This window comes from Okibacterium fritillariae (assembly GCF_052783725.1).
This window is the reverse complement of record NZ_CP199917.1, coordinates 1,973,939-1,998,477: the sequence shown is the minus strand read 5'-3', so window position 1 is coordinate 1,998,477 and position 24,539 is coordinate 1,973,939. Positions and strand designations below refer to the sequence as shown.

The window sequence follows — 24,539 nt, the reverse complement described above, 5'->3', positions numbered from 1 at the left end:
TGTCTGGATCTTTGTGGAGTCTGTGAAGTTCTCAAGAAAGTCATGGCTCCTGAATACCCTCAATCGGGGGTAATTCTGAGAACGTTTACGAATACGTAACACTTCGGCTCGAATGGAAACCTGCCTGGAACTTAACGGCCCGAAAAGCGCATTCGATGGGTGATTCCATCCCTTCGTCGTCGCAGGATGCGAAAAGCCCCGCCTCGGCGAACCGGGGCGGGGCTGATCGTGCGGATAGCGCGAGTGCTACTTGTGGCGCGGCTTGCGGGCCGGGCGTTCGCCGTCGAAGTCACGGGCCCGGGCGGGGGCGCCGCGGTCGGGACGGATCTCGATGAGCTGGCCGCTGATGCGCGTGTCCTTCAGGCGGTCGAGCGTGTCGGACGACATGTTGGCCGGCAGCTCGACGAGCGAGAAGTCGGGGCGGATGTCGATGTGACCGAAGTCTTCGCGGCTGAGCCCGCCCTCGTTGGCGAGGGCGCCCACGATCTGGCGGGGCTCGACGCGCTGACGGCGGCCGACCGCGATGCGGTAGGTGGCCATGGGGCCCGACGAACCACGGTCGCGGCGCTCGGGACGCTCACGACGCTCGCCGCGGTCACCGCCGCGGTCGCCATCGCGGTCGAAGCGGTTGCCGCCGCGCGAGTCACGGTCTCCGCCACGGGAATCGCGGTCGTAGCGGTTGCCGCCGCCGCGGGAGTCACGGTCGCCGCCGCGCGAGTCGCGATTGTCGAAGGTGGCGGCACGCTGGGCGCGCTCGTCCTCGGCAGACAGCAGCAGGGGGCTGTCGCCCTGCGCCACCACGGCGAGGGCCGCCGCGACATCCGCCTCGGGGGCGTCGTGGTGCTGCACGTAGTGGGCGACGATGTCGCGGAAACGCTCGATGCGCTCGGGGTCGGAGAGGGCCTCGGTGATGGCGTCGTCGAAACGCGACAGGCGCGTGGCGTTGACGTCGTCGACCGACGGCAGCTGCATCTGGGTGAGCGGCTGGCGCGTGGCCTTCTCGATGGCGGTCAGCAGGCGACGCTCACGCGGGGTGACGAAGCTGATGGCGTCACCCGAGCGGCCGGCGCGGCCCGTGCGACCGATGCGGTGCACATAAGACTCGGTGTCGATGGGGATGTCGAAGTTGACGACGTGGCTGATGCGTTCGACGTCGAGGCCTCGGGCTGCGACATCCGTAGCGACCAGGATGTCGAGCTTGCCCGACTTGAGCTGGTTGACCGTGCGCTCGCGCTGCACCTGGGCGACGTCACCGTTGATGGCGGCCGCCGAGTAGCCGCGGGCGCGCAGCTTCTCGGCCAGCGTCTCGGTCTCGTTCTTGGTGCGCACGAAGATGATCATGCCCTCGAAGTTCTCGACCTCGAGGATGCGCGTCAGGGCGTCGACCTTCTGCGGGTAGGACACGATCAGGTAGCGCTGGGTGGTGTTGACCGACGTGGTGGTCTTGGCCTTGACCGTGATCTCTTCGGGGTCGTTCAGGTACTGCTTCGAGATGCGGCGGATGGCCGAGGGCATGGTCGCCGAGAACAGCGCGACCTGCTTCTCTTTCGGGGTGTCGGCGAGGATCGTCTCGACGTCTTCCGCGAAGCCCATCTTGAGCATCTCGTCGGCCTCGTCGAGCACCAGGTACTTCAGCTGCGACAGGTCGAGGGTGCCCTTGGCGAGGTGGTCCATGATGCGGCCGGGCGTGCCGACGACGACGTGGACGCCGCGGCGCAGCGCGCTGAGCTGCACGCCGTAGCCCTGGCCGCCGTAGACGGGGAGCACGTGCACGCCGCGCAGGTTGGCGGCGTACTTCTCGAACGCTTCACAGACCTGCAGGGCCAGCTCGCGGGTGGGCGCGAGCACGAGGGCCTGCGGGGCTTTCTGCGAGAGGTCGAGGCGGCTGAGGATGGGCAGCGCGAACGCGGCCGTCTTTCCCGTGCCGGTCTGGGCGAGGCCGACCACGTCGCGGCCCGCGAGGAGCGGCGGAATGGTGGCTGCCTGGATGGCGGAGGGGTTCTCGTAGCCCACCGTCTTGAGGGCTTTCAGTACTGCGTCATCGAGGCCGAGATCGGAGAAGGTGAGGGCGTCGGTAGGTGATGTTGCTTCGCTTGTGGCGTCGGCGTCGGTTGTGCTCATAAGTCAACGGTAGTGTGTCGCACCCCTTATCGCCTTTTCGGCCGCACCGAAAGGGTCTGATCTCTCATGATTCTTTGTGCCCGGCTGCGCGAACGGGCTCCGGAACGGGCCACGATGTGCACGTGGGGGAGGGCGCGGTGCACCTCGACCTCGAGTGTGAGCTGGCCGCGGCGGGCGAGCACGATGCCGACGATGGCCGCCGCGAGGGCAGGCATGGCACCCGAGACGATCATGCCGATGTGGGCGCCGAACGTTTCGACGATCCAGCCCATGAGCGGTCCGCCGATGGCCTGGCCGCCGAGGAGCACGAGCACGTAGAGCGACATGACCCGACCGCGGATGCCCACGTTGGACGACAGCTGCACGAGCGAGTTGCTGGCGGTCTGGAACAGGAGCGCAGACATCCCGACCGTGACGAGGATGGCGGCGAAGAAGCCGACCGAGGGCATGAGACCCGCGGCAGCCTGCAGCACACCCGTGATGAACACGCCGAACACGATGGTGCGCAGGCGGATGGAGGCGCGACGCGTCGAGAGCAGTGCGCCCGTGAGCGCGCCCACCGCCACCATCGAGTTGAAGAGGCCGTAGCCGCCGGCGCCCACGTTGAACACCTCGTCGGCGTAGGAGGCGAGCAGCACGGGCATGGTCAGCCCGAAGACGGCGAAGACCGCGACCAGGATGACGGGGTAGACGATCGTGGGCTTCGACACCGCATAGCTGAGCCCCTGTCGCAATTGCCCCTTCGTGCGGGGAGCGGGTGCGAGACGCGTCATCTGCGAGGTGCGCAGCAGCGTCAGCATGCCGACCACCAGGATGCACGCGACGCCGTTGATGGCGAAGGCCCATCCCGCGCCGACCGCGAGCAGCAGCACGCCGGCGATGGCGGGCCCGATCATGCCGCCGAGCTGGAACACCGACGAGTTGACGCTGATGGCGTTGCGCAGGTGCCGGTGGCCGACGAGCTCGGACACGATCACCTGACGCGCGGGGTTGTCGATCACGGTGACCATGCCCGTGGCGAAGGCGATGGCGAACACGTGCCAGGCCTCGACCGCGCCCGAGAGCGTGAGGGCCGCGAGCCCCAAGCTCAGCACGGCGAAGATCGACTGCGTGATCATCATGAGCATGCGCTTGGAGTAGCGGTCGACGAAGACGCCGCCCAGCAGCCCGAAGAAGAGCATGGGCGCGAACTGCATGGCCACCGTGATGCCCACGGCCGTCGCGCTGCCGGTGAGCTCGAGCACGAGCCAGTCCTGGGCGATGCGCTGCATCCATCCCGCGGTCATGGCGACGAAGTTGCCGGCTGTCCAGATGCGGAAGTTGGGGATGGAGAGGGCGATGAAGGTGTGCTTCCACGGCGGCCGCACGGTGGTGACGGACAGGGGCTCGGTGGGAGGGAAGGCGGCGGCAGTTGCGGTAGAAGGAGAAGAAGTCACGGATGTCTCTGGTCAGGAAGGAGGCGGCTGGTTACGTATAGGTCTAGATACTGATTCAACGCTAAACGCCACCTGTTTATTCGGACCCTCAATGGCTACTATTACTGCCATTGGTTTTATCAATGCGAGCGGATGTCGCGCCGCCCGCCCCGAGAGGTGCACCGTGTTCGATCCCATCCTTCTGAAGACGTTGCTCGTGGTCGCCGAGACGCACAGCTTTACGCGCGCCGCCCAGCAGCTGGGCCTCAGCCAGCCCACCGTGAGCCAGCAGATGAGCAAACTCGAGAAGGCGGCCGGGCGCACGCTCATCGTGCGCGACACGCGCGAGGTGCGGTTGACCGACAACGGCGACGCCATGGCCGGTTTCGCCCGCACGATCCTGGCGGCGCATGCGGCGGCCGAGAGTTACTTCAGTGGCTCGGCCATGAAGGGGCGGTTGCGCTTCGGTGCGGCCGACGACCTGGCCATCACGCAGCTTCCGCGCATCCTGAGGCATTTTCGCCAGTTGTATCCGCAGATCAACCTCGAGCTGACCGTGAACCAGAGCGGGCCGCTGCGGCGGCGGCTCGAGGCCGGGCACCTCGACCTCATCTTCATCAAGCAGAGCGCGGGCGACGAGACGGAATCGACGCGTGTGGCCCGCGACTCGATGGTGTGGGTGGGGCAGGAGAAGATGACGATCGAGGACGGCGCGCCCGTGCCGCTCATCGCCTATCAGGGGCCGAGCCTCAGCCGGCAGATGGCGATCGAGGCGCTCGAGGCGGCGGGGCGCACGTGGCGCATCACCTGCAACACGCGCGATGTGAACGGGGTGCTGGCTGCCGTGCGGGCGGGGATGGGCGTGGCCGTTTTTCCGCAGGCGCTGATTCCCGCCGACCTCGTGAAGGTGAGCAATCGTTTCACACTGCCCGAGCTCGGCGACGTCGACTACGTGTTGATGGCGAATCCGGCGGCGGCGCAGGACTCGGTGGAGGCGCTGAAGTCGGCCATCGTGAGCCGCGGGGTGAGCCGCGCGGCGTGAGGTGCGCGGCGTACGACGCGGGCCCGGCGCTGACGTAATCTGAGAGCGTGCCACGCTTCTCCGACCTCGCCCGCGTTTTCTCTCGACGGGACCGGTCCGAAGCCGCTGGACAGCCGGGCGTGGGAGCCGAGCTCGTCGACGTGACGGGCGAATCGAGCGCTCTGCCGGGAGCGACCTCTGGCGCGACATCCGGCCCGCGCTCGAAGCCCGGAAAGGTGTCGCGCGAGAAGCTGCCGCGCGATGTGCTCGTGCTCGGCGTGGTCGCCTTCTTCGTGATGGTCGGTTTCGGCGTCGTCGTTCCCGTGTTGCCCGTCTACGTGCGCTCGTTCGGTGTCGGTTATGTCGAGGTGGGCGCTGTCGTCTCGGCGTTCGCGGTCATGCGTCTCGTGGCCAACCCGTTCGTCGGCAAGCTCATGGATTGGGCGGGCGAGCGCACCATCCTCGCGATCGGCATCGGCATCGTGGCCCTGTCGTCGGGGCTGGTCGGGCTGGCGCACACCTACCCGCAGGTGCTGCTGCTGCGCGGCGCCGGGGGCATCGGCTCGGCCATGTTCTCGGTCGCGTCCATGACGTTGCTGCTGTCATCCACGTCGCCGAAGTTGCGGGGCCGCGCCGTCGGTTTCTATCAGGGCGGGTTCCTCATCGGCGGTATGGCGGGGCCCGCGGTCGGTGGCCTGCTCGCCACGGTGTCGCTCACCGCACCCTTCTTCTTCTACGCCGTGACGCTCGCCATCGCGGGCCTGGTGGGCTTGTTCCTCTTGAGCGGTCGCAAACGGGCCGAGGTGGATGCCGCGGCCGAGGTCATCCCGTTGGGCCGGGTCATCCGCGACCGCCGTTTCCAGGTGGCGTGCCTCTCGAACCTGGCGCAGGGCTGGTCGGCCATGGGTGTGCGCGGGGCGTTGATCCCCGTGCTCGTCGTCGAGGCGCTGCATCAGGAGCCCGCGTGGACGGGCATCGCGTTCGCGGTCGCGGCCGTCGCGCAGACCATCGCGCTGGCGCCGGCCGGGCGTTTCGTCGACACCGTCGGCCGCAAACCGGCCATCGTCGGCGCCTTCGCGGTGGGGGCCGTCACCATGATGGCGATCCCGTTCGTGACGTCGCTGTGGGTGCTCATCGTGCTGCTGTGCGTCTATGGCGTCGCGGCCGCGTTCATGGGCACGGCGCCCGCCGCAGCCGTGGGCGACGCGGCCGGTGCGCGCGGCGGCAAACCGGTGGCCCTCTTCCAGGCATTCTCGGATGCGGGAGCCATCGCCGGACCCCTCGTGGCCGGCCTGCTGCTCGACCTGTACTCCTTCCCGGCGGCGTTTGCCTCGGCGTTCGTCATCATGGCGGCGGCTGCGCTCTTCGCCCTGCGCATGCCGTCCGACCGCGTGAAGCCGGTCGCCGCGTCGTAGCGACTCCTGCTCCGGCGCCGCGCGCGTTGTCGGACGCCGCAAGCGGGGCGCCCGTTTCGTAACAGTGGTTCGCATTCGCGCGGCCGCGGCGAGCGCGTGCGAGTCTGTGACAACGCACCGGATGCCCCGAACCTCCGGTTGGCAGACGGAAGGAGCGGCGCCATGGCACCCCTCGATACGCGGGAACCCGAGCTGGGATTCAGCACGCAGCAATTGCACGGCGGCGTCGGCACGGATGGCGACGGCTTCCACGCTCGAGCGACGCCCATCTATTTGAGCGCGGGCTTCGTCTTCGACGATTTCGAGCAGGCCGCGGACCGCTTCGACGGCGCGACGGGTTCCGGCGACGGGTACTCCTACACGCGCACGGGCAATCCGACGACGGCTTCTGTCGAGCGCCGCCTGGCGGTGCTCGAGCGGGGGCGCAACGCGTTGCTCGTGGGCAGTGGGCAGGCTGCGGCATCCGTGGCGCTGTTGGGACTGTTGCAGGCGGGGGATCATGTGCTGGCGGCATCCAGCCTGTATGAGGGGTCTCGCGGGTTGCTCGTCGAGAACTTCGGGCGGCTGGGCATCGAGGCCGGGTTCGTCGACGACGCGAACGACGCGGGGGCGTGGCAGGCGGCGATCCGGCCGAACACGAGGGCGGTGTTCGTCGAGTCGATTCCGAACCCGAAGAATGATCTGGTCGACATCGAGTTGGTCGCGGCGGTCGCGCATCGCAACGGCATTCCGTTGGTGGTCGACAACACGTTCGCGACGCCCTATCTGCAGCGGCCGATCGAGCACGGGGCCGACATCGTCATCCACTCGGCGAGCAAGTTCTTGGCCGGGCACGGGTCGGTGCTGGGCGGCGTCATCGTCGACGCGGGCACCTTCGACTGGGCCGATGCCGCACGTTTTCCGCACCTCAACGAACCGTCGCGGTCGCTTGGCGGGCTGTCGTTCGTCGAACGTTTCGGGCCCGACGCCTACTTCGTCTACGCCAAGGATGTCGTGGCGGCCCGTTTCGGCCCGACACCGTCGCCGCTGAACGCGTTCCTCATCCAGCAGGGGGTCGAGACGCTGTCGCTGCGCGTGGAACGGCAGTCGCGCAACGCTCTGGCCGTCGCCCGGTGGTTGGAGCAGCGACCCGAGGTGCACTCGGTCGACTACTCGGGCCTGGAGTCGAGCCCGTATCACGCGCTGGCCGAGCGGTATCTGCCGCGCGGGCAGGGCTCGGTGTTCTCGTTCACGCTGCGCGGGGGAGTCGAGGCGGCGCGCGCCTTCTTCGACGCCGTCCAGATCTTCACGAGGATGACTCACCTCGGCGATGTGCGTTCGCTCGTCATCCATCCGGCCTCGACGTCGCACGCGGCGCGCACCGAAGACGAGCGACGGGCGGCCGGTGTGTGGCCGGGCCTGTTGCGTCTGTCGATCGGCATCGAGGACGAGGCCGACCTGCTGGCCGATCTGGAGCGAGCCCTCCGGGCAGCGGCCGCCGCCGGTGCCGGTGCCGTTGACGGTGCTGGTGCTGGTGCTGCTGCTGGTGGTTCCGGGGCTGGTGCTGGTGCTGGTGCCGCTCCCGGTGACGGAGCCGCCCTCGACACGTCGGCCCCTGCCGCGCTCGACCCGATCGGACACCTCGCATGACGAAAGCGCAACACTTCGGCTGGTTCCTGTCCCGCGGCTTCGGCCCGCACGGGTGGGGTCATCCCTATTACGAGTGGAACTACCCCTGGTATGAGCCGCAGCTCTACCAGCAGTCCATCCGCGATCTCGAGCAGGCGGGCTTCGACCTCGTGATCATCGAGGATGCCCTGTCCCTCGGCAATGCCGACACGCTCGACCTGCGCATCCGCAGCGCCTATGGCGGGCCGAAGCACGACCCGCTGATGCTCGCGCCCTACCTCTTCGACGTGACCTCGCATATCGGCATCGCGCCGACCGTGAACCCGCTGGCGTATTCGCCCTACCAGGCGGCCCGGCAGTTCGCCACGTTGCAGCACCTGAGCTCGAACCGCTTCGGCATCAATGTGGTCACCGACGTGGGGTCGAGCCGGCACTTCGGTGTCGAACCCGTGTCGCACGATGCGGCCTACGACCGGGCCGAGGAGTGGCTCACGAGCATCCGACGCCTGTGGCACAGCTGGGGTGATGACGCCCTGATCGCGGATGCCGCGACGGGCCGTTTCGCCGACGGGACCCGACTCGATGCGGTGCAGCACCGCGGTGCCAATTACTCGTTCGATGGTCCGCTGAACGCCCTGCCCTTCGCCGGCGGGGACCCGGTCGTCGTGTCGCCGGGCGGTTCGCCGCGCGGGCTCAACTTCGCGGGCGAACAGTCCGAGGTGCAACTGGCCCTCGCATCGCTCGATGTCGACACGATTCGCGCCTACCGGGCCAAAGTGTTGGATGCCGCGACGGCGCACGGGCGAACCGCCGCCGATATTGACATCCTGTTCGTGTTCAAGCCCATCATCGTGGCGAGCACGGAGGAGGCTGACCGACTCGTTCAAGCATCGGCACACCCCGACGACGCCACGCTGCTGCAGGTGGCCGCCGGGCAGTCGAGTGACCTCGAAACCGACCTCACGAAGCTCGACCTCGACCGCCCCGTCGACGAGGCGATCTTCGGCGACCACGTGTCGCGCGGCAGCATCAAGGGGCTGCTCGGCAAGGCCGACAGCTTCGCGTCGACGACCCTGCGCGAGCTGTTGACCGCCAAGGCCCGGCTCGGCCGCATCTCGTCACGCGAGGGCTTCGTGGGCACGGCCGACGAGATCGCCGACTTCATCGAGCAGATCGGTGACGAGGCCGATAACGACGGGTTCATCTTCTCGGGCGATCTGCACCCCGTGACGATCCACCGCATGCTCGACGAGCTGGTGCCGATCCTGCGGCGGCGCGGCATCTTGCGCACGTCGTTCGGCAACGGCGGCCTGCGCGGCAACCTGCGCGACTTCTAGCGGCGCGGTGCGCTGAGGATGGCCACAGTGGGCAGGTCGGGCGCGGCCCAGGTGAGGGAGCCGAGGTCCTGGGGCAGGAGCCAACGCAACTCGTCGTGGTCGAGGCTCTGCGTCGGCAGGGTTTCGGCGAGCGCGTCGTAGCAGGCGAGATCGATGAGTCGGCCCGAGTCGAGGGCCGTCGTCGAACGATCGATGAGGCCGCCGACACGGATGTCGATGCCGAGCTCTTCGCGGATCTCGCGAGCCAGCGCGGCTTCGGGTGTTTCGCCGGGCTCTACCTTGCCGCCCGGGAACTCCCACAGGCCGGCCGACGAGATGCCCGGGCGCCGGCGGCAGGCGAGGATCTCGTCTCCGCGGCGCAGGACGGCGGCGACGACACGGATGGCGGCGGGGGTTTCGGTGTTCGAGGTCACGTCAGAGAGGCTATGCCGTGCGTGGTCGCCCGGCCGAGTGGCGCGCCCCGGCTGAGTGGCGCGCCCGACGTGCCTGACCGAGTGGTCGCCTGACCGAGTGGCGCGCCCGCGTTGCTTGGGGCCGTTTCGCCGGAGCCGCCCGGGTAACTGCCGCCCAGCGGAGCACCGTACTCCTTTCGCATCATCCGTTCAAAGGGCTGCATGGGGCGGCGGCGGCGGCGTACCGTTGCCGGGGGACAGTTGTGGAAAGGAGCATCCGATGCCCGCTTCAGAGGAATTGCCGTCGACGCTCGAGCGCTCGCCGAAGCATGCCCAGGCCATCTGGTCGAAGGCCCACGATTCTGCGGTGCAGGAGTACGGCGAGGGTGAGCGTGCGCACCGCACCGCTTTTGCCGCGCTGAAGCACGAGTACGAGAAGGTGGGCGACCACTGGGAGAAGAAGGAGTCGAGCGGCCCCTCCGACGCACAGGCCGAGGGCGGCGCCGGCCGCAGCGAGAAGAAGACGCAGGAGGGTGTCGACGCGAATGCGACGAAGGAGCATCTGCTCGGCGTCGCGAAGAAGCTCGACATCTCGGGTCGTTCGTCCATGAACAAAGATGAACTGGTCGAGGCCATCAAGAAAGCCAATGCCCGCGAAACCCGAAAGGCCCGTTCATGACGACATCCAGCGAGATCATCTGCGACGGTTTCGACCGCGTGCGCGGCACGTTCGATACAGTGGCGACCGGTTTGACCGAGGAGCACCTGCAGTTCACCCCGGCGCCGGGTGCCAACCCGATCGTGTGGCTGCTGTGGCACCTCACCCGCGTGCAGGACGACCACGTCGCGGATGCGGCCGGGTCGGAGCAGGTGTGGATGACTCAGGGGTTCGCCGACAGTTTCAAGCTTCCCTTCGCCGATGTCGCGACGGGTTACGGAATGGATCCGGCGCAGGTGTCGCTCGTGACCGGTGTCACGGCCGACCAACTGCTCGACTACCACCACGCGGTGCACGAGCGAACGGTCGAATACGTGCGGTCGCTCACCGAGACCGACCTCGACCGCGTGGTCGACACCCGCTGGAACCCTCCTGTGACGTTGGCCAGCCGCCTCGTCAGCGTGATTGCCGACGACCTGCAGCACGTGGGTCAGGCGGCTTACGTAAAGGGCCTGCTGGGCTCGGTGTAACGCGTTCCCGTCTAACGGGCCGATGCTCAGTGACTGACCGCCCGACCGGGCGATTGGGCAGCTGGGTAATCTACCGCCCACCTAGGCGCCGTCCCGCAGGGTGTCAACCCGTGAGCGCCGTTCAGGACCGGGTGCAAACATGGGATGACGGCATCCAACAATTTGAGGAGTGCGACACATATGGCTGAAAAGACTTCGGGTTCGGATGCGGCGGTCTTCGTCCTGTTCGGGGCGACGGGCGATCTGGCGAAGCGCATGGTTCTTCCGGCGTTCTTCCAATTGGCGCAGCACGGTCTGCTGCCGAAGCAGTGGCGCTTGATCGGGAACGGTCGCGGCGACGTGTCGCATGAGGACTTCACGCAGCACGTGTTCGATGTGTTGACGGAGTTCGGGCCGAAGCCCGAGGACGGCCCGTGGGACGAGTTCTCGAAGAACCTGCGTTTCGCGGGTGGCGGTTTCGACGCGTCGAACCCGGGCAGCTTGCTGGATGTCATCGGCGAGGCGAAGTCCGACCTGGGGGAGGGTGCTCAGCTCATCCACTATCTGGCGATTCCGCCGAGCGCGTTCATCTCGATCACCGAGGGTCTGGGCGAGCACGGTCTCGCCGAGGGTTCCCGCGTGGTTTACGAGAAGCCGTATGGCACGTCGCCCGACAACTTCCGCAAGCTGAACGAGGCGGTGCAGAAGGTTCTCGATGAGAAGCAGGTGTTCCGCATCGATCACTTCCTCGGCAAGGAGGCGACGCAGAACATCCATACTCTTCGTTTCGGCAACTCGGTGTTCGGTGACGTCTGGAACCGTGACCACATCCGCGCGGTGCAGATCGACGTGCCCGAAACGCTCGACATCGCGGACCGCGCCGAGTTCTATGACGAGACGGGCGCCCTGCTCGACATGATCGTCACGCACCTCTTCCAGTTGGCGGCGGAGATCGCTCTCGAGCCGCCGCTGTCGATGAAGGCGGACGACATGCAGGATGCTCGCAACGCCATCATCGCGGCGTTCCGGCCCATCTCGCCCGATGACGCCGTTTTCGGCCAGTTCGAGGGTTACACCGACACCGAGGGTGTTGCGGATGATTCGACGATGGACACGTTCGTCGCCGCGAAGCTCTTTATCGACACGGACCGTTGGCGCGACGTGCCGTTCCTCTTGCGCACGGGCAAGCAGCTGGCTCGCGGGGGTCAGCGCATCAGCGTGATCTTCGAGAAGCCGCACACGGGTCCGTTGAGTCACGACACCCCGGTGCTCGGCAATGTGCTCACGTTCGATCTCGAGGGTTCGGGCTCGATCGACATGCGCGTGGTCGTGAAGCGACCGGGTGCCGAGTTCGAATTGGCGACCGACATCGCCCGGCTTCCTTTGTCCGCGGTCGAGGATGCCGATCCGCTGCCCCCCTATGTGAAGTTGATCAACGACATCATCGAGGGCGACCGTTCGCTCTTCACCCGACCGGATGGCTTGGAGCACACGTGGGAGGTCATCGGGCCGTTGCTCGACAACCCGCCCCAGATCCAGCCCTATGAGCGCGGCTCGTGGGGTCCCGCGGCCGCCGCTGCGCTCGCGGCACCGGACGGTTGGTTGCTGGGCGACACGCACAATGAGGATGGCCCGCTCGATGGCGAGGGCGAAGCGGATGCCGCGGATGCCGACACCGACCTGAACGACTCCGCCGAGAACTAGACGCGTCACTCCGCCGCTCGCGACGCGGCGCAGGCAGCCGGGCAACGGGACATGTTCCGAGCCCGGCTGTCTGCGTCTGAGCAGTACCCGCCGGAGGCGGCCGCGCGCTCGGGCCGTGCTTCTTCAGCATCATGGCTGCGGCTCTCCGTCGAGCCCCCGTGCCTCTGCATTCGGATGTTCCGTGTTCACCCCGACCGGCTATCGTTCAGCGGGTGACCTCTCATCCCGCCCTGGCTCGCAGGTTGTCGCTCACGACTGCGATTTTCCTCGGCCTCGGTTCGATGATCGGCGCGGGACTCTTCGCGGCTTTTTCTCCGGCGGCACGCGCGGCGGGCAATGGCCTTCTCATCGGCCTCGCGGTCGCTGCCCTGGTCGCCACGTTCAACGCTCTGTCGACGGCCCAATTGGCCGCCGCGATGCCGCAGTCAGGCGGCACGTACGTGTATGGACGCCGTGTGCTCGGTGAGTGGTGGGGCTTCATCGCGGGCTGGGGCTTCGTCATCGGCAAGACGGCGAGTTGCGCGGCCATGGCCCTGACCTTCGCCGCAGCCGTCTCCCCGGCAGGGTGGCTGCGCCCCGTCGCGGTCGCGGCGGTTGCAGCGATCACCCTCATCAACATCGCGGGTGTCACCCGCACCGCGCGGGCCACCCAGATCATCGTCGTCTTCGTCCTGGCCGCGATAGCAGTCGCCGTGGCCGGCGGCATCTCGGCTGCTGGCGGCTCGGCGTCGCAGCTGGCCGGCTTTGTATCCGACGGCTCGCTCTGGTCGGGCGGCGCCTACGGAATTCTTCAGTCCGCCGGCCTCCTCTTCTTCGCCTTCGCGGGCTACGCCCGGGTCGCCACTCTCGGCGAAGAGGTGCGTGACCCGGCGCGCACCATTCCGAGGGCGATCATCGTGGCGCTCGCCGTGTGCGTCGGGGTATATGCCGTGGTCGCTGTGGTCTTGTTATCGGTGCTCGGTTCCTCCGCCGTGGCGGGGAGTGCTTCTCCGGTTGTTGCCTTGGCCGCGTCGTCCGGGTGGCCGTGGGTGGAGTGGTTCGTGCGGGCAGGCGCTGCCGCTGCTTCTCTCGGCGCCCTCCTGGCGCTGGTCGCCGGGGTCAGCCGTACGGTTCTGGCGATGTCTCGCGGCGGCGATCTTCCGGCGTGGCTGTCTGCGGTGCATCCCCGGTTCTCGACCCCTCACCGCGCAGAGGCGACCGTCGGTCTTGTGCTCGTCCTCCTCGTCTCGATCACCGATCTGCGGGGCGTGATCGCGTTTTCCTCGTTCGGTGTGCTCGTGTATTACGTCATCGCGAATATCTCGGCCTGGCATCAGGATGCGTCGGAGCGCCGCTTCGGACGCCTGAGTCCCACGCTCGGCGCGGCGCTCTGCGTGGTGCTCGTCGTAACGTTGCCCGTCAGCGCGATCGTGACGGGCGTCGCGGTCTTCGCGGTGGGGGCCGTGTACCGTGCTGTCCGCCTGCGCGGGGCACCTACCGATTAGAAGAGCGTGCTCGTGTCGGGTGCGACCGGTAAGGGAACGGCAATAGCGCTCGCAAGGACCGCCCGCCCGAGCCGCAGCGTTCCGGTCGTCGTCGGTGTGCTGCGGATGCCGCCCCGGCCGCGCATCGCTGTGTGTGCACCCGGTGCAAGCACGGTGTTCATCCAGCCGCATGGAGAGGCGGGCCGTTGCCCGTCGAAGTGAACGGGCCCATCGCCCGAGTCGATGCTGAACGGCTGGCGCGTCAGGAGGTCGATGTCTGCGCCGCGGAGGATGATGTTGCGCCTCGTCGCCACCGGGTCGAGCGGCCCGCAGGCGAGCACTGCTTCGAGATGCTCGAGTGTTTCGGCGGCGAAGAGGGTGACCGCGGCCGTTCGGTGAGCCGCACGGCCGAAGAATCTGTCGCCCTTGATGCCCAAACCGGCCACGACGGCTATGACATCAGGAGTTTCATCGACCGATTCGTCGAGCGGCACGGGGCCGTCGGCCGGCCGGCCCTCGTAGCGGTGGATCGGCGAGACGACGAACCATTCGATGAGGATCTCGGTGCGGAAGGGGAGGTCGGGTGACACCTGTTCAGGCTAATCGACGGGTGATCCGGCCGCAGCCGTCACCGCTTCGAGGTGTCCTTCACCCGATCGACGAGTTCGCGCCACGGCCCGTCGAGCTTCTTCTCGGGGATTCGTGCGCCTCGCTCCTCGGCCGTCGCCGTTTGGCGTCCTTCGTGGACCGGAGGCTCATCGCTACTGGTCTCGGAAGGATGTACCAGCACGCGAATCGTGTAGACGAAGCGGTCGGCTCCCGCGTCATCGTCGGCGTCTTCGTCGTCCCACGGGCAGGAGTCGACGAGCGCGAGCCACTCGGCGACGTCGGGCTCCTCCTGCGCTTCGACCGTCCACCGCGGGCTGAGCCCGGCGACGCCTCCAGAGCGCGTCACCGTGATGCGTAACGTGCTGGCCGGCTCGATGTCACTCATGGGTCGTCACTCCCACAGTCTGCCAGGCGTCCTCGACGGCCACATGTTCGGGGGAGCCGTCGCCGAACCGCGCCGCGGCCGATGCGATCGTTAAGTCGGCGAATTCAGCGAATGTCGCTCGGGGACTGATGTCGCCTCGGATGGCGTCGTACCAGACGAGACCGACGCCGTTCCAAGCCGGGCCGCCGAGGGTGGTCGCGGCGACCGCGAACGCGCGGTTCGGAATGCCGGAGTTCAGGTGCACGCCCCCGTTGTCGTCCTCCGTGTCGACGTAGTCGGACATGCGGGCGGGCTGCGGGTCCCGGCCGAGCACATCGTCGTCGTAGGCTGTGCCCGGTTCGAGCATGTTGCGCAGGGCGCGGCCACTGACGGCCGGCGTGAACAGGCCCTCTCCGATCAGCCAGCTCGCTTCACCAGCCATCTGGCCTCGATCGTATTGCTCGACGAGCGCCCCGAAGACGTCGGAGATGCTCTCGTTGAGAGCGCCGGATTGGCCCTCGTATTCGAGCGCTGACGTGTACTGCGTGACGCCGTGCGCGAGCTCGTGGCCGATGACCGAGAGCGACGCCGTGAACCGGTTGAATACCTCGCCATCGCCGTCGCCGAACACCATGCGGCTGCCCTCCCAGAAGGCGTTGTCGTATTCGTCGCCGTAGTGGACCGTTGCCAGCAGCGGGAGGCCGCGATCGTCGATGGAGCTGCGACCGAAGACGTCGAGGAAGAGCGCGTGAGTGGCGCCGAGCCCGTCGAACGCCTCGGTGACCGCGATGTCGTCAGTGGCGGCATCCGTTTCTCGTCGGACGGTGACGCCCGGGAGAGTCTCCTGACCCTGGGCGTCGAAGATCGTTCTGTTCACACGGCTGTCGGCCACGCGGGTGCCCGCAGCGGTCGGACGGGAGGCGGTGAGATGAGCTCGTTCGTGGCGCAGGGGCGGGTCGACGAGGAGGGAACGACGGGCCGCGGCGGACGCGCGTGAGACGCGATCGTCGTCGGCCGTGGCGAGACGGTTGAGGAGGTAGGGCGGAACGATTGAGTAGGTCATGGGGTGACCATACGCGGCGCCTCCGACGGCGTCGAGGGCCTGTGGAGAAGATCGGAAATCGCTGCCTGTGAAGAACTTTCCGGGGGTGTCATCGGCGGAACAGGCCCGCTAGCGTTGAAGGATGACTGACCCGAACAACGCATCCAGCACCCCTCGCGACGACGAGAATGCGTCGGCTCCCGCCGACTCCGAGCTGCCCCTCCTGCAACAGGGCGACCCTGAGGCAGAACGACTCAATAGCGAAAAGATCGATGAGCTCGCTCACGCCGCCCGAGACGCCGGCGTCGACGACATCGCCACTCAAACGGCTCTGTGGAAGGAGGTCTTCTCGCTGGAACGCTGGTTCTTCATCCCGCGCGGTGACATGGACGCCATGGCCGACGTGCAGCCGCTCGCAGTCGTGGTCGATGAGCAGCCCATGCTCTTGGCTTTCACCTCGCCCGAGCGAGCTCGCCAGTCGGCCATCACACTGGGTCTCACCGATGAGGAGGCTGCCCACGTCCTCGCCGTTCCTTCGGAGGGGATGGTCGAGTCTGCCGATGGTTACAGCAAGGTGGGGCTGCAGGGTGTGCTCTTCGACTACGGGTGGACGGGCTTCTACGCGCCCCTCGGCCAGCTCGGGCCGATTCGCTCGCACTCGCTCGCGAACTGAGGAACGCGCCGCCGGATGAGACGAGGGGTCAAGAGGCTGCTGCCGTCTTAGAGGCGGTGGCCCGCGACATCCGGCCGGCCGAGGTCGACAGGCGCAATGCAATGAGCATGACAACCAGCGCGGCGAGCGTCAGGGCGGCACCCACCCACAGGGGAGAGGTGTAGCCGAGACCGGCGGTGATGGTGATGCCACCGAGCCAGGCACCCAGCGCGTTACCCACGTTGAAGGCGGCGATGTTCGAGCTCGACGCGAGGGTCGGGGCGTGGTCGGCGAAGTGCATGATGCGGGTTTGCAGCCCCGGTACCGTGCCGAATCCGAACCCACCCATCAGGGTCAGGAGGATGACCGTGGCGACCGGGTTCGCGGCGAGCAGCGCGAAGGCGGTCAGAACGACGCTGAGGCCGGCGAGGAAAACGGTGATGGTGCGGTCGCGCGAGCGGTCAGCCGCCTTGCCGCCCAGGATGTTGCCGAGGAAGGTGCCGACGCCGAACAGGATCAGGAGCCACGGCACCGTCGCGCTCGCAAACCCGCTCACCTCGGTGAGAATGAACGCAATGTAGGTGAATGCGCCGAACATGCCGCCGAACCCCAGCACGGTGACGATGAGAGAGAGCCAGACCTGCCGCGAGCGGAACGCGCTGAATTCTGTGCGCAGGCTCGTCTGCGCCGTCGCGACGCCCCGGGGCGCCGGCACGAGGGCGATGATGCCGATCAGCGCGATGACACCGATGCCCGTGATCGCCCAGAAGGTGGAGCGCCAGCCCGCGGCCTGACCGAGGAAGGTTCCGAAGGGGACACCCAGCACGTTTGCCAGCGTCAGACCCGTGAACATGATGGCGATGGCGCCCGAGCGCTTGCGCGGCTCGACCATGTTGGCCGCGACAACCGAGCCGATGCCGAAGAAAGCTCCGTGGCAGAGCGCCGCGACGATGCGGCCGAGCAGCATGATCGAGTAGGTGGGGGCGAGGGCCGACACCAGGTTGCCGATGATGAACAGCACCATGAGGCCGAGGAGCACCTGCTTGCGGGGGAGCTTCGTCACGGCGGCCGTCAGGAGGATGGCGCCGGCCGCAACGCTAAGTGCATAACCGGAGATCAGCCACCCCGCGGCCGCTTCGTCGACCTGGAAGTCGGCAGCCACCTGAGGCAGGAGGCCGGCAATGACGAACTCGGTGAGACCGATACCGAAGCCGCCGAGGGCGAGAGCTAAGAGTCCGATAGGCACGGGTGTGACCTCCACGATCTGTACTTACGCCGATCAGACGCATACGCTGTTATTTGCAGGCGCGGGGTAAATACTTGCACACGCTAGGTATCCGCGCAAGCAACTACTTGTGTCGACCGCGCGCGGTCAGGGGAAGGACATCGCATGAGCATCGAAGACGACGCCGTCGAGGTGCGCGCCCAGGGGTGGCGCACGCTCGCCGCGCTACACGGTCGCATCGAGGCGGACCTCGAACGGGCGCTGAACGCCGAAGCCGACCTCTCGGTCGTCGAATACACCGTTCTCGAGGCGCTCAGCCGACAGGACGGCTGGCACATGCGCATGCAGCAACTCGGCCGGGCCGCGGCCCTCAGCAGCAGCGCCACCACGCGTCTGGTGAACCGCCTGGAAGACCGAGGGTTGCTCACGCGCGTCCTGTGCCTCGACGACCGGCGCGGCGTGTACACCGAACTGACCGCGGCGGGACACAAGATCTTCGATCAAGCGCGGCCGGTGCACGATCACACACTCGAGCAGGCGCTCGCCGAGGCGACGGACGCCCCCGAGCTCGCGCCCCTCGTCGACGCCCTGCACGCGTTGAGCCCCGTGCCGTCGGCCTGACGTTCTCCATAGCCTGCCGAGCGGAATGTTCTGCACAGATGCACGAATATTCCGCAAGCTGTATCGCTCCGGCCGCAGAATAGTCAGATGAGTCCCACACCCGCCACGGCATCGTTCCTCGCCGCCCGCGACATCCTTCTCGACGAGCGTGAGAACGCCGCCGCCGCCCGCGAACGCTTCCGCTGGCCCGACGTCGGGGCCCACTTCAACTGGGCCGTCGATTGGTTCGACGCCATCGCCCTCGAGAACGACAGCGTTGCCCTCTGGATCGTCGAAGAAGACGGCCGCGAGACAAAAGTGTCCTTCCGTGAGATGTCCCGTCGCTCCAACCAGGTGGCGAACTGGATGCGGGAGCGAGGCGTTCGTCAGGGCGACCACGTCATGCTCATGCTCGGCAACCAGGTCGAGCTGTGGGAGACGATGCTGGCCATCATGAAGCTCGGTGCCGTCATCCTGCCGACGTCGACCGTGTTGGGGGCCGATGAGCTCGCCGATCGTATCGATCGGGCGGATGTGTCCCACGTGATCGCCAACGCCGCGGATGCGCCGCTGTTCTCGCACCTGCGCTCGCGGGCGGATCGCTCGGAGGTCGGGCGGATCGCGGTCGGCGATGTGGTCGACGGGTGGTCTGCGTACGGCGACAGCAATCGTGCGTCTGATGACGCACCCGGCGTGCTGGTGTCGTCCGACGACCCCGCCCTGATCTATTTCACCTCGGGCACCACGAGCAAGCCGAAGATGGTGGTGCACACCCACTCGTCCTACCCGGTCGGCCATTTGAGCACACTGTCCTGGTTGGGTCTGCAGCCGGGCGACGTGCACCTCGCGATCTCGTCACCCGGGTGGGGCAAGCACGCCTGGAGCTGTTTCTTCGCGCCGTGGATCGCCGAGGCCACGGTCTTCGTCTACAACTATTCGCGGTTCGACGCGAAAGCCCTCGTCGCGCAGCTCGATCGAGCACGCGTGACGACGTTCTGCGCACCCCCCACCGTCTGGCGCATGCTCATTCAGAACGACATCACCGAACGGCCGGGGGCCTTGCGAGAAATCCTGTCGGCGGGTGAACCTCTCAACCCCGAGGTGATCAGCCGCATCCGCAGATGGTGGGGGCTCGTCATTCGTGACGGCTATGGGCAAACCGAGACCACCGCGATCATCGCGAACCCGCCAGGCTCGGCGCTCGTCGCCGGTTCGATGGGCACACCGCTTCCCGGCGTCACCATCGCGCTGATCGACCCGCTCACGGGGGAACCCGGCGACGAAGGGGAGATCTGCATCGACCTGAGTGTGGCACCCGTGAACCTCATGTCCGGTTATCTCGGCGACGAAGCGAAGACCGCGACGGCGATGGCTGACGGCTACTTCCACACGGGAGACGTCGCTTCGCGCGACGAACGGGGCTACATCACCTTCATCGGCCGCACCGACGACATCTTCAAATCGTCCGATTACAAAGTGTCCCCGTTCGAGGTCGAGAGCCTCCTGCTCGAGCACGACGCAGTCGCCGAGGCGGCGGTCGTCGGCGCCCCCGACGACATCCGGCTCAACGTGACGAAGGCGTACGTCGCCCTCGCGGACGGGTGGGCGCCGAATGAGGCGACAGCCCGAGAAATTCTTCGACACGCGGCCGAGGTCATGCCGCCCTACATGAAGGTGCGGCGGGTCGAATTCTTCGAACTCCCGAAAACGGCCTCGGGAAAGATACGCCGGGTGGAACTCAGGGACCGGGAAGTCCAGGCCGCACAACGCCGCGAACGCCTCCCGCGCGAGTGGCGAGAGGGTGACACGAAACCTTCGACATAGGCGTTGATCTATCCCAGCATCCTGATATATTGCTAACCGGCGGCTCGTCATAGGTCATGACCTGCGCCGGAAGGAGTACGTCATGTTCGGGATGTTCGCACCGCCCAGCGCCTCGCGTGAAGCTTCGTCGAAGAAGGGCACGCGCGCTGCCGTGATCAGCCTGGCAGGTGCGTTGGCGATCGGAACGGTCTGCGCCGGGTCGGCCGTCAACCCGCAGGCTGCACACGCGGCAAACGGTGACCCGTTCAGCCCCGAGACCGCCGCGATCTTCATCTCGCCAGGACGGCCCACACAACTGCTGCGCGCCGAATCCGACGGGCGAAGTTCGGCCCTCCACTTCGTGCCCGAGGGCGGCACCAGCCGCTACTCGTACAACGCGATCGCCTTCAACCCGGCGGACAACTACATCTACGGGGTGCTGTCGCAGCAAGGCCCCGGCATTCCTGCCGGATCTGTGGTGCGCATCGCGTCAGGCGGCGTCGTCACACGCGTCGGCACGGCCGTGCACGCCAACGCGCTGCGCGGAGCCATCGGGCCCGACGGTCACCTCTACATCGAAGGCGGACGTGCAAACCGCCTGCACGTGATCGACCTGTCGAACGGCAACCGGACCCGCATCATCGACCTCGCCGCAGACCTGGATGTCGCCGACTTCACCTTCGCCGGCTCACACCTCTGGGGCGTCAACGTGACCGGCGCGCTCGTCAGGATCACGCCATCCACCGGTGCGGTCACGCGATTCTCCGCCGTTGACGAGGCGGGATCCCACGGCGCCGCCTGGACCTACGGCAACGGCAATCTCGGGTTTTCGAACAACGAAACCGGAACGGTCGTGCAGGTTTCCGTCGCCGACGCCGATGCGGCGTCCCCCACAGTCACAGTCGTCAGCAAAATTGCCGGCCCCGCCTCAGAACGCAACGACGGCACAGCCATACCAGGCTCACCGATCGACCTCCAGATCACCAAAACCGCGGCGGCCAGCTACACGCCCGGCGAATCCATCGCCTACACACTCACGGTGAAAAACGTCAGCACGACCAGAGCAAGTGGATACGTCGTCACCGACGCGGTTCCCGAAACGCTCACGAACGTGAGCACCACGAGTCCGGGGTGCACCGTAGACGGCCACACCCTCACCTGCTCCGGGGCGGCGCTCGCACCCGGAGCACAAGCCGCCATCTCCCTCACGGCCGACACGGCCGCAACGACGACCGGATGCATTCAGAACACCGCCCGAGTGAGCGGAAACGAACGCGACCAGGTCGACGGAAACAACACCTCCACGAGTGAGACGTGCGCCGTCGTACCGCCGACTCCGACTCCGACTCCGACTCCGACTCCGACTCCGACGCCCACGCCGACTCCGACACCGACTCCGACGCCGACTCCCACACCGACGCCGACGCCGACGCCGACGCCGACGCCGACGCCCACGCCCACGCCCACGCCGACTCCGACTCCGACTCCCACGCCCACTCCGACGCCGATTCCGACGCGCAGCGCTCCGGCTGTCTCCGCACCGGTGCCGCCGCCCGCGCCGTCACCCTCGATGGCGGCGCCCGCACCGGTGCTCCCTCAAACGGGTGCCGGTGGTCTCGTGCCGGTCATGATCGGCGGGGGAGTGCTCCTCGTGGCGGGTCTCGTGCTCGTGATCGCGCGCCGCCTGCGTCGGCGACGGAACGAGTAGCCGCCTAGAGGTCGAGCTCCCGCCGGAAGAATTCGAGCATGCGCGGGAGCTCGTCCACGTCGCCGGCCTCGTGGCCGTTGTAGGGCCACACGGTCATCTCCTTCGGCCCGCGGTGTTCGTGGAACGCCGCGAAGACGGTCGAAGGTGGGGTCACAGCATCCATCAATGCCGCCGCGAAGTAGGTGGGCACCGTGGACAGGCGAGCGAAATTGACCGTGTCGAAATAGCGCAGAGTCTCGTGCACCTGGGCTGCCTTGTCGCGGTGGATCTTCAGGAACTCACCGATCTCGCGGAAGGGCAGCGCGTCCGTGATGACGGTCGCGCGCGGAAAATCGGACAGGAACGGCACCACCGAGGCCGACGCGCGAACCCGAGACGATAAGGCCGAGGCGGCCATCGCCAGAGCCCCGCCCTGGCTGTTGCCGCGCACCGCGATGCGCGAGGCGTCGACGAGCGGCATTCCGGCCACGGCCTCCACCGCCAGCACGGCATCGGTGATCAATCGACGGTAGTAGTAGGTCTCACGATCGAGGATGCCGCGCGTCATGACACCCGCGAACTGCGGTCCCGCACTGCCCGATGCGTCCGCCGTATCGCCCACCGACCAGTTGCCGCCCTGCCCGCGCGTGTCCATCTGGAAATGCGCGAAGCCCGCCGACGCCCAGAACAGCTCGGCCCACGGGCGACCGCGGCCGCCGCCGTAGCCGACATACTGGACGATCGTCGGCAACGGACCGGATGCGCCGGCCGGAACCCGCAGCCATCCTCGGATGGGGTCGCCGCCGTATCCCGAGAACGTGACGTCGTAGACATCGATCGTCGACAGGCCGGCATCGATCGGGGTCACCTCGACGAAGGACCCGTGCGAGCGGGAATCGGCCAGCGTGCGATCCCAGAACTCCGCGAAGTCGTCGGGAAGAGTTTGACGGCTGCGGTAGGATGACAGGTCCTCTTCGGACAGGTCGGTGAACATGAAGCTCCTTCGGGTCGGGGTAGACATCAGTATCGAGCGCTCCGGGTGCGGGCGGACCGCGCCACGCGGACCTCGGCATGTTCTCGTCCGGAGCTCAGCGATCGCCTGGGAGCGGGTCCGGCCTGAGCCTCATGCGCGGGCGGGGGCCCGATGCTCGGCACCCGGTTCGTACGACACCCGCGTGACCCGCACCGGCGCGGGCGCGCGATCGCCCGAGGTGTGTGCGGATACCGCGAAGGCGCCGAGCCAGACTCCGAGGAAGCCTCCGGCGTGCGGCGAGGTGAGGAAGCCCCCGTTCACGTCACCCACCGTGACGACGCCCGATGCTCGCCCGCCGTCGGACCGGTCGATCGGGCGGGAGGCGCCGGAATCGCTGGTCGTCGTGTTCGGTCCGAGTTCGAGCGAGAAGGTGCATCGGTCGTCATCTAGCGAGACGACCACGCCGCAGACGGCGTCAGCTTCGCCCGGCGGGGCCGACAGCGCAACGGCGTGGACAACCGACACCACTCCCGCGATGCACGTGTGCAGTTCGGCCTGGAAAACCCGGTCCTGCCCGGAGGCGGAGGCGGGGGCGGAGGCGGAGGCGGAGGCGGGGCCGGGACGCCGGGCCGCGAGGGGACGAAGCGACAGTGCGATCCAATCCGACTCGGACTGGCGCACCGCGAGGCCCGCGCGCACACGTGTATCGCGCCATAGCGTGAGCGACGCACGGAAGACGGCACGGTGGTGCTGCTGGCGCCGGCCGACGAAGGTCGGGGCACCGACATCCGACAGCGAGACCGGGCGGGGATGAAGGTCGAATCGCCGTGGATCGTCGGCGAAGAACTCGACGCGGGGCTCGCGAGTGGTCCGCACGAGCGACCAGGCGTCATGTCGGAGACCACCACCGGCGCCATCATCATGAGAGCCGGCTGGGACACCGATGCGGACATCGACGGCGTTGCCGGGGAGGAGCGGCCCGTCGATCGACTCGGTGACCCGTCCCGTGCCCGGCGCGAATACCGGCCACCCGTTCTGCCACTCCACCGGCACGAGGAACGCCTCGCGCCCGAGCGGCTCGGCACCCGTTTCACCGACCGAGCGGCTGCCGAGGACGACCGCCCACCAGGTGCCGTCCGTGTGTTCGACCAGATCGGCGTGGCCGACGCCCGTGATCGAAGACCCGCGACCCAGGTGGCGGTGGGTGAGGACAGGGTTCGCCGGATTGCCGAGATAGGGGCCCGTGACGGAGTCTGCAGCGGCGACGCTGACCGCGTGCTCGAACCCCGTGCCGCCTTCCGCGGCGACCAGGTAGTAGCGGCCGTCTTTGCGGTACAGGTGCGGCCCCTCGGCCCAGATCGCTCCGTGAAGCGCTCCCCGCCACAGCAGATACTCCTCGCCGACGAGATCGATCGAGCGGACGGCAGGGGTCTGCGCGGGGTCGGGTTGCCGCCCGATGCGCATCTGCCGCAACCACACGTCGGTCTGCCCCGGCCACAGCCCGGGGTCGGCGAGCCGGGTCCCGGTCATCCAGGCGCGGCCGTCATCGTCGAAGAACAGCGACGGGTCGATGCCCGGGGCGTCGTCGAGCCAGAACGGGTCCGACCAGGGGCCCGCCGGGTCGGATGCCGTGAGCACGAAGTTTCCGCGACGGCCCTGCCCGTGCACCAGTGTGCAGGCGACGAAGAACAGCCCGTCGTGGTGGCGGATGGTCGCCGCGAAGAGGCCGCCGGACGACGGGACCGTCGACAGATCGACCTGGTCGGGGCGGTCGACGGCGTGGCCGATCTGCTGCCAGGTCACGAGGTCTCGGCTATGGAAGATCGGCAACCCCGGCCAGTATTCGAACGTCGAGGTGACGAGGTAGTAATCCTCCCCGACCCGGCAGATGCTCGGGTCGGGGTGGCAGCCGGGGAGGACCGGGTTCGTGAACGCCGTCAC

21 protein-coding genes are annotated in these 24,539 nt (G+C 67.6%); 12 read left to right on the top strand and 9 right to left on the bottom strand.

The annotated features are described in order from the left end of the window. Positions 1-246: 246 nt before the first annotated feature. Positions 247-2,121 (bottom strand): DEAD/DEAH box helicase, encoded by a 1,875-nt coding sequence (locus tag ACUWEX_RS09230; protein WP_079727806.1) that lies wholly within the window; start codon positions 2,119-2,121, stop codon positions 247-249. 26 nt (positions 2,122-2,147) lie between these two features. Continuing rightward, entirely contained in the window at positions 2,148-3,557 is a 1,410-nt protein-coding gene (locus ACUWEX_RS09225; RefSeq protein WP_445996040.1) for an MFS transporter, read from the bottom strand. 163 nt (positions 3,558-3,720) lie between these two features. Between ACUWEX_RS09225 and ACUWEX_RS09220 the strand changes: the two genes are divergently transcribed. The 4 genes from ACUWEX_RS09220 to ACUWEX_RS09205 all read left to right on the top strand — a co-directional run bounded on the left by ACUWEX_RS09220 (position 3,721) and on the right by ACUWEX_RS09205 (position 8,917). Continuing rightward, the gene (locus ACUWEX_RS09220) at positions 3,721-4,578 is read left to right on the top strand and encodes a LysR substrate-binding domain-containing protein (RefSeq protein ID WP_079727805.1); all 858 of its coding nucleotides are present in this window, start codon (positions 3,721-3,723) and stop codon (positions 4,576-4,578) included. Between the two features lie 47 nt (positions 4,579-4,625). Beyond that, on the top strand, positions 4,626-5,972 hold the full coding sequence (locus ACUWEX_RS09215; RefSeq protein WP_445996039.1) for an MFS transporter: 1,347 nt from the start codon (positions 4,626-4,628) through the stop codon (positions 5,970-5,972). 162 nt (positions 5,973-6,134) lie between these two features. Beyond that, positions 6,135-7,601: an O-acetylhomoserine aminocarboxypropyltransferase/cysteine synthase family protein gene (locus ACUWEX_RS09210; protein ID WP_445996038.1), complete on the top strand. Its 1,467-nt coding sequence runs from the start codon at positions 6,135-6,137 to the stop codon at positions 7,599-7,601. After that, the gene (locus ACUWEX_RS09205; RefSeq protein WP_445996037.1) at positions 7,598-8,917 is read left to right on the top strand and encodes an LLM class flavin-dependent oxidoreductase; all 1,320 of its coding nucleotides are present in this window, start codon (positions 7,598-7,600) and stop codon (positions 8,915-8,917) included. Before ACUWEX_RS09210 ends, ACUWEX_RS09205 begins: the two co-directional genes overlap by 4 nt. On the opposite strand, the gene ACUWEX_RS09200 is transcribed toward ACUWEX_RS09205, so the two are convergent. Further along, on the bottom strand, positions 8,914-9,330 hold the full coding sequence (locus tag ACUWEX_RS09200; protein ID WP_445996036.1) for a (deoxy)nucleoside triphosphate pyrophosphohydrolase: 417 nt from the start codon (positions 9,328-9,330) through the stop codon (positions 8,914-8,916). The genes ACUWEX_RS09205 and ACUWEX_RS09200 overlap by 4 nt on opposite strands. A 259-nt stretch (positions 9,331-9,589) precedes the next feature. On the opposite strand from ACUWEX_RS09200, the gene ACUWEX_RS09195 reads away from it, so the two are divergent. From ACUWEX_RS09195 to ACUWEX_RS09180, 4 genes are all read left to right on the top strand, one after another. Further along, entirely contained in the window at positions 9,590-9,988 is a 399-nt protein-coding gene (locus ACUWEX_RS09195; RefSeq protein ID WP_079727802.1) for a ChaB family protein, read from the top strand. Then, positions 9,985-10,497, top strand: a complete 513-nt coding sequence (locus tag ACUWEX_RS09190; RefSeq protein WP_079727801.1) for a mycothiol transferase — start codon at positions 9,985-9,987, stop codon at positions 10,495-10,497. Before ACUWEX_RS09195 ends, ACUWEX_RS09190 begins: the two co-directional genes overlap by 4 nt. A 180-nt stretch (positions 10,498-10,677) precedes the next feature. Further along, positions 10,678-12,180 (top strand): glucose-6-phosphate dehydrogenase, encoded by a 1,503-nt coding sequence (locus ACUWEX_RS09185; protein ID WP_445996035.1) that lies wholly within the window; start codon positions 10,678-10,680, stop codon positions 12,178-12,180. Between the two features lie 212 nt (positions 12,181-12,392). Beyond that, positions 12,393-13,664, top strand: a complete 1,272-nt coding sequence (locus ACUWEX_RS09180; RefSeq protein WP_445996034.1) for an APC family permease — start codon at positions 12,393-12,395, stop codon at positions 13,662-13,664. On the opposite strand, the gene ACUWEX_RS09175 is transcribed toward ACUWEX_RS09180, so the two are convergent. The 3 genes from ACUWEX_RS09175 to ACUWEX_RS09165 are packed head-to-tail and all read right to left on the bottom strand — an operon-like array spanning position 13,661 to position 15,679. After that, positions 13,661-14,233 (bottom strand): MOSC domain-containing protein, encoded by a 573-nt coding sequence (locus tag ACUWEX_RS09175; RefSeq protein ID WP_079727798.1) that lies wholly within the window; start codon positions 14,231-14,233, stop codon positions 13,661-13,663. The two genes, ACUWEX_RS09180 and ACUWEX_RS09175, sit on opposite strands and share 4 nt — an antisense overlap. Positions 14,234-14,271: 38 nt before the next feature. Further along, on the bottom strand, positions 14,272-14,637 hold the full coding sequence (locus ACUWEX_RS09170) for a protealysin inhibitor emfourin (protein ID WP_079727797.1): 366 nt from the start codon (positions 14,635-14,637) through the stop codon (positions 14,272-14,274). Then, positions 14,630-15,679 carry a M4 family metallopeptidase gene (locus ACUWEX_RS09165; RefSeq protein WP_079727796.1) on the bottom strand — a complete coding sequence of 350 codons (1,050 nt, stop codon included), beginning with the start codon at positions 15,677-15,679 and terminating at the stop codon, positions 14,630-14,632. Before ACUWEX_RS09165 ends, ACUWEX_RS09170 begins: the two co-directional genes overlap by 8 nt. A 121-nt stretch (positions 15,680-15,800) precedes the next feature. On the opposite strand from ACUWEX_RS09165, the gene ACUWEX_RS09160 reads away from it, so the two are divergent. Then, on the top strand, positions 15,801-16,331 hold the full coding sequence (locus ACUWEX_RS09160; RefSeq protein ID WP_445996033.1) for a hypothetical protein: 531 nt from the start codon (positions 15,801-15,803) through the stop codon (positions 16,329-16,331). Positions 16,332-16,359: 28 nt separating this feature from the next. Here ACUWEX_RS09160 and ACUWEX_RS09155 read toward each other — a convergent pair whose 3' ends face one another. Beyond that, entirely contained in the window at positions 16,360-17,556 is a 1,197-nt protein-coding gene (locus ACUWEX_RS09155; protein ID WP_445996032.1) for an MFS transporter, read from the bottom strand. 144 nt (positions 17,557-17,700) lie between these two features. Here ACUWEX_RS09155 and ACUWEX_RS09150 point away from each other — a divergent pair, with 144 nt between their 5' ends. The 3 genes from ACUWEX_RS09150 to ACUWEX_RS09140 all read left to right on the top strand — a co-directional run bounded on the left by ACUWEX_RS09150 (position 17,701) and on the right by ACUWEX_RS09140 (position 21,646). After that, a complete protein-coding gene (locus tag ACUWEX_RS09150; RefSeq protein ID WP_079727794.1) occupies positions 17,701-18,156 on the top strand; it encodes a MarR family winged helix-turn-helix transcriptional regulator in 456 nt (151 codons plus the stop codon). 87 nt (positions 18,157-18,243) lie between these two features. Further along, on the top strand, positions 18,244-19,959 hold the full coding sequence (locus ACUWEX_RS09145; protein WP_445996031.1) for an AMP-binding protein: 1,716 nt from the start codon (positions 18,244-18,246) through the stop codon (positions 19,957-19,959). Between the two features lie 82 nt (positions 19,960-20,041). Further along, positions 20,042-21,646 carry a DUF6923 family protein gene (locus tag ACUWEX_RS09140; RefSeq protein WP_445996030.1) on the top strand — a complete coding sequence of 535 codons (1,605 nt, stop codon included), beginning with the start codon at positions 20,042-20,044 and terminating at the stop codon, positions 21,644-21,646. Between the two features lie 4 nt (positions 21,647-21,650). Here ACUWEX_RS09140 and ACUWEX_RS09135 read toward each other — a convergent pair whose 3' ends face one another. Beyond that, on the bottom strand, positions 21,651-22,619 hold the full coding sequence (locus ACUWEX_RS09135; protein WP_445996029.1) for an acetylxylan esterase: 969 nt from the start codon (positions 22,617-22,619) through the stop codon (positions 21,651-21,653). 129 nt (positions 22,620-22,748) lie between these two features. Beyond that, positions 22,749-24,539: a family 43 glycosylhydrolase gene (locus tag ACUWEX_RS09130; RefSeq protein WP_445996028.1), complete on the bottom strand. Its 1,791-nt coding sequence runs from the start codon at positions 24,537-24,539 to the stop codon at positions 22,749-22,751.

Excerpts from the sequence above, each read along its gene's own strand:
- ACUWEX_RS09230 (WP_079727806.1), bottom strand. The coding sequence starts at position 2,121 with ATGAGCACAACCGACGCCGACGCCACAAGCGAAGCAACATCACCTACC.
- ACUWEX_RS09210 (WP_445996038.1), top strand. The coding sequence starts at position 6,135 with ATGGCACCCCTCGATACGCGGGAACCCGAGCTGGGATTCAGCACGCAG.
- ACUWEX_RS09205 (WP_445996037.1), top strand. The coding sequence starts at position 7,598 with ATGACGAAAGCGCAACACTTCGGCTGGTTCCTGTCCCGCGGCTTCGGC.
- ACUWEX_RS09195 (WP_079727802.1), top strand. The coding sequence starts at position 9,590 with ATGCCCGCTTCAGAGGAATTGCCGTCGACGCTCGAGCGCTCGCCGAAG.
- ACUWEX_RS09190 (WP_079727801.1), top strand. The coding sequence starts at position 9,985 with ATGACGACATCCAGCGAGATCATCTGCGACGGTTTCGACCGCGTGCGC.
- ACUWEX_RS09185 (WP_445996035.1), top strand. The coding sequence starts at position 10,678 with ATGGCTGAAAAGACTTCGGGTTCGGATGCGGCGGTCTTCGTCCTGTTC.
- ACUWEX_RS09170 (WP_079727797.1), bottom strand. The coding sequence starts at position 14,637 with ATGAGTGACATCGAGCCGGCCAGCACGTTACGCATCACGGTGACGCGC.
- ACUWEX_RS09165 (WP_079727796.1), bottom strand. The coding sequence starts at position 15,679 with ATGACCTACTCAATCGTTCCGCCCTACCTCCTCAACCGTCTCGCCACG.
- ACUWEX_RS09160 (WP_445996033.1), top strand. The coding sequence starts at position 15,801 with ATGACTGACCCGAACAACGCATCCAGCACCCCTCGCGACGACGAGAAT.
- ACUWEX_RS09150 (WP_079727794.1), top strand. The coding sequence starts at position 17,701 with ATGAGCATCGAAGACGACGCCGTCGAGGTGCGCGCCCAGGGGTGGCGC.
- ACUWEX_RS09145 (WP_445996031.1), top strand. The coding sequence starts at position 18,244 with ATGAGTCCCACACCCGCCACGGCATCGTTCCTCGCCGCCCGCGACATC.
- ACUWEX_RS09140 (WP_445996030.1), top strand. The coding sequence starts at position 20,042 with ATGTTCGGGATGTTCGCACCGCCCAGCGCCTCGCGTGAAGCTTCGTCG.
- ACUWEX_RS09135 (WP_445996029.1), bottom strand. The coding sequence starts at position 22,619 with ATGTTCACCGACCTGTCCGAAGAGGACCTGTCATCCTACCGCAGCCGT.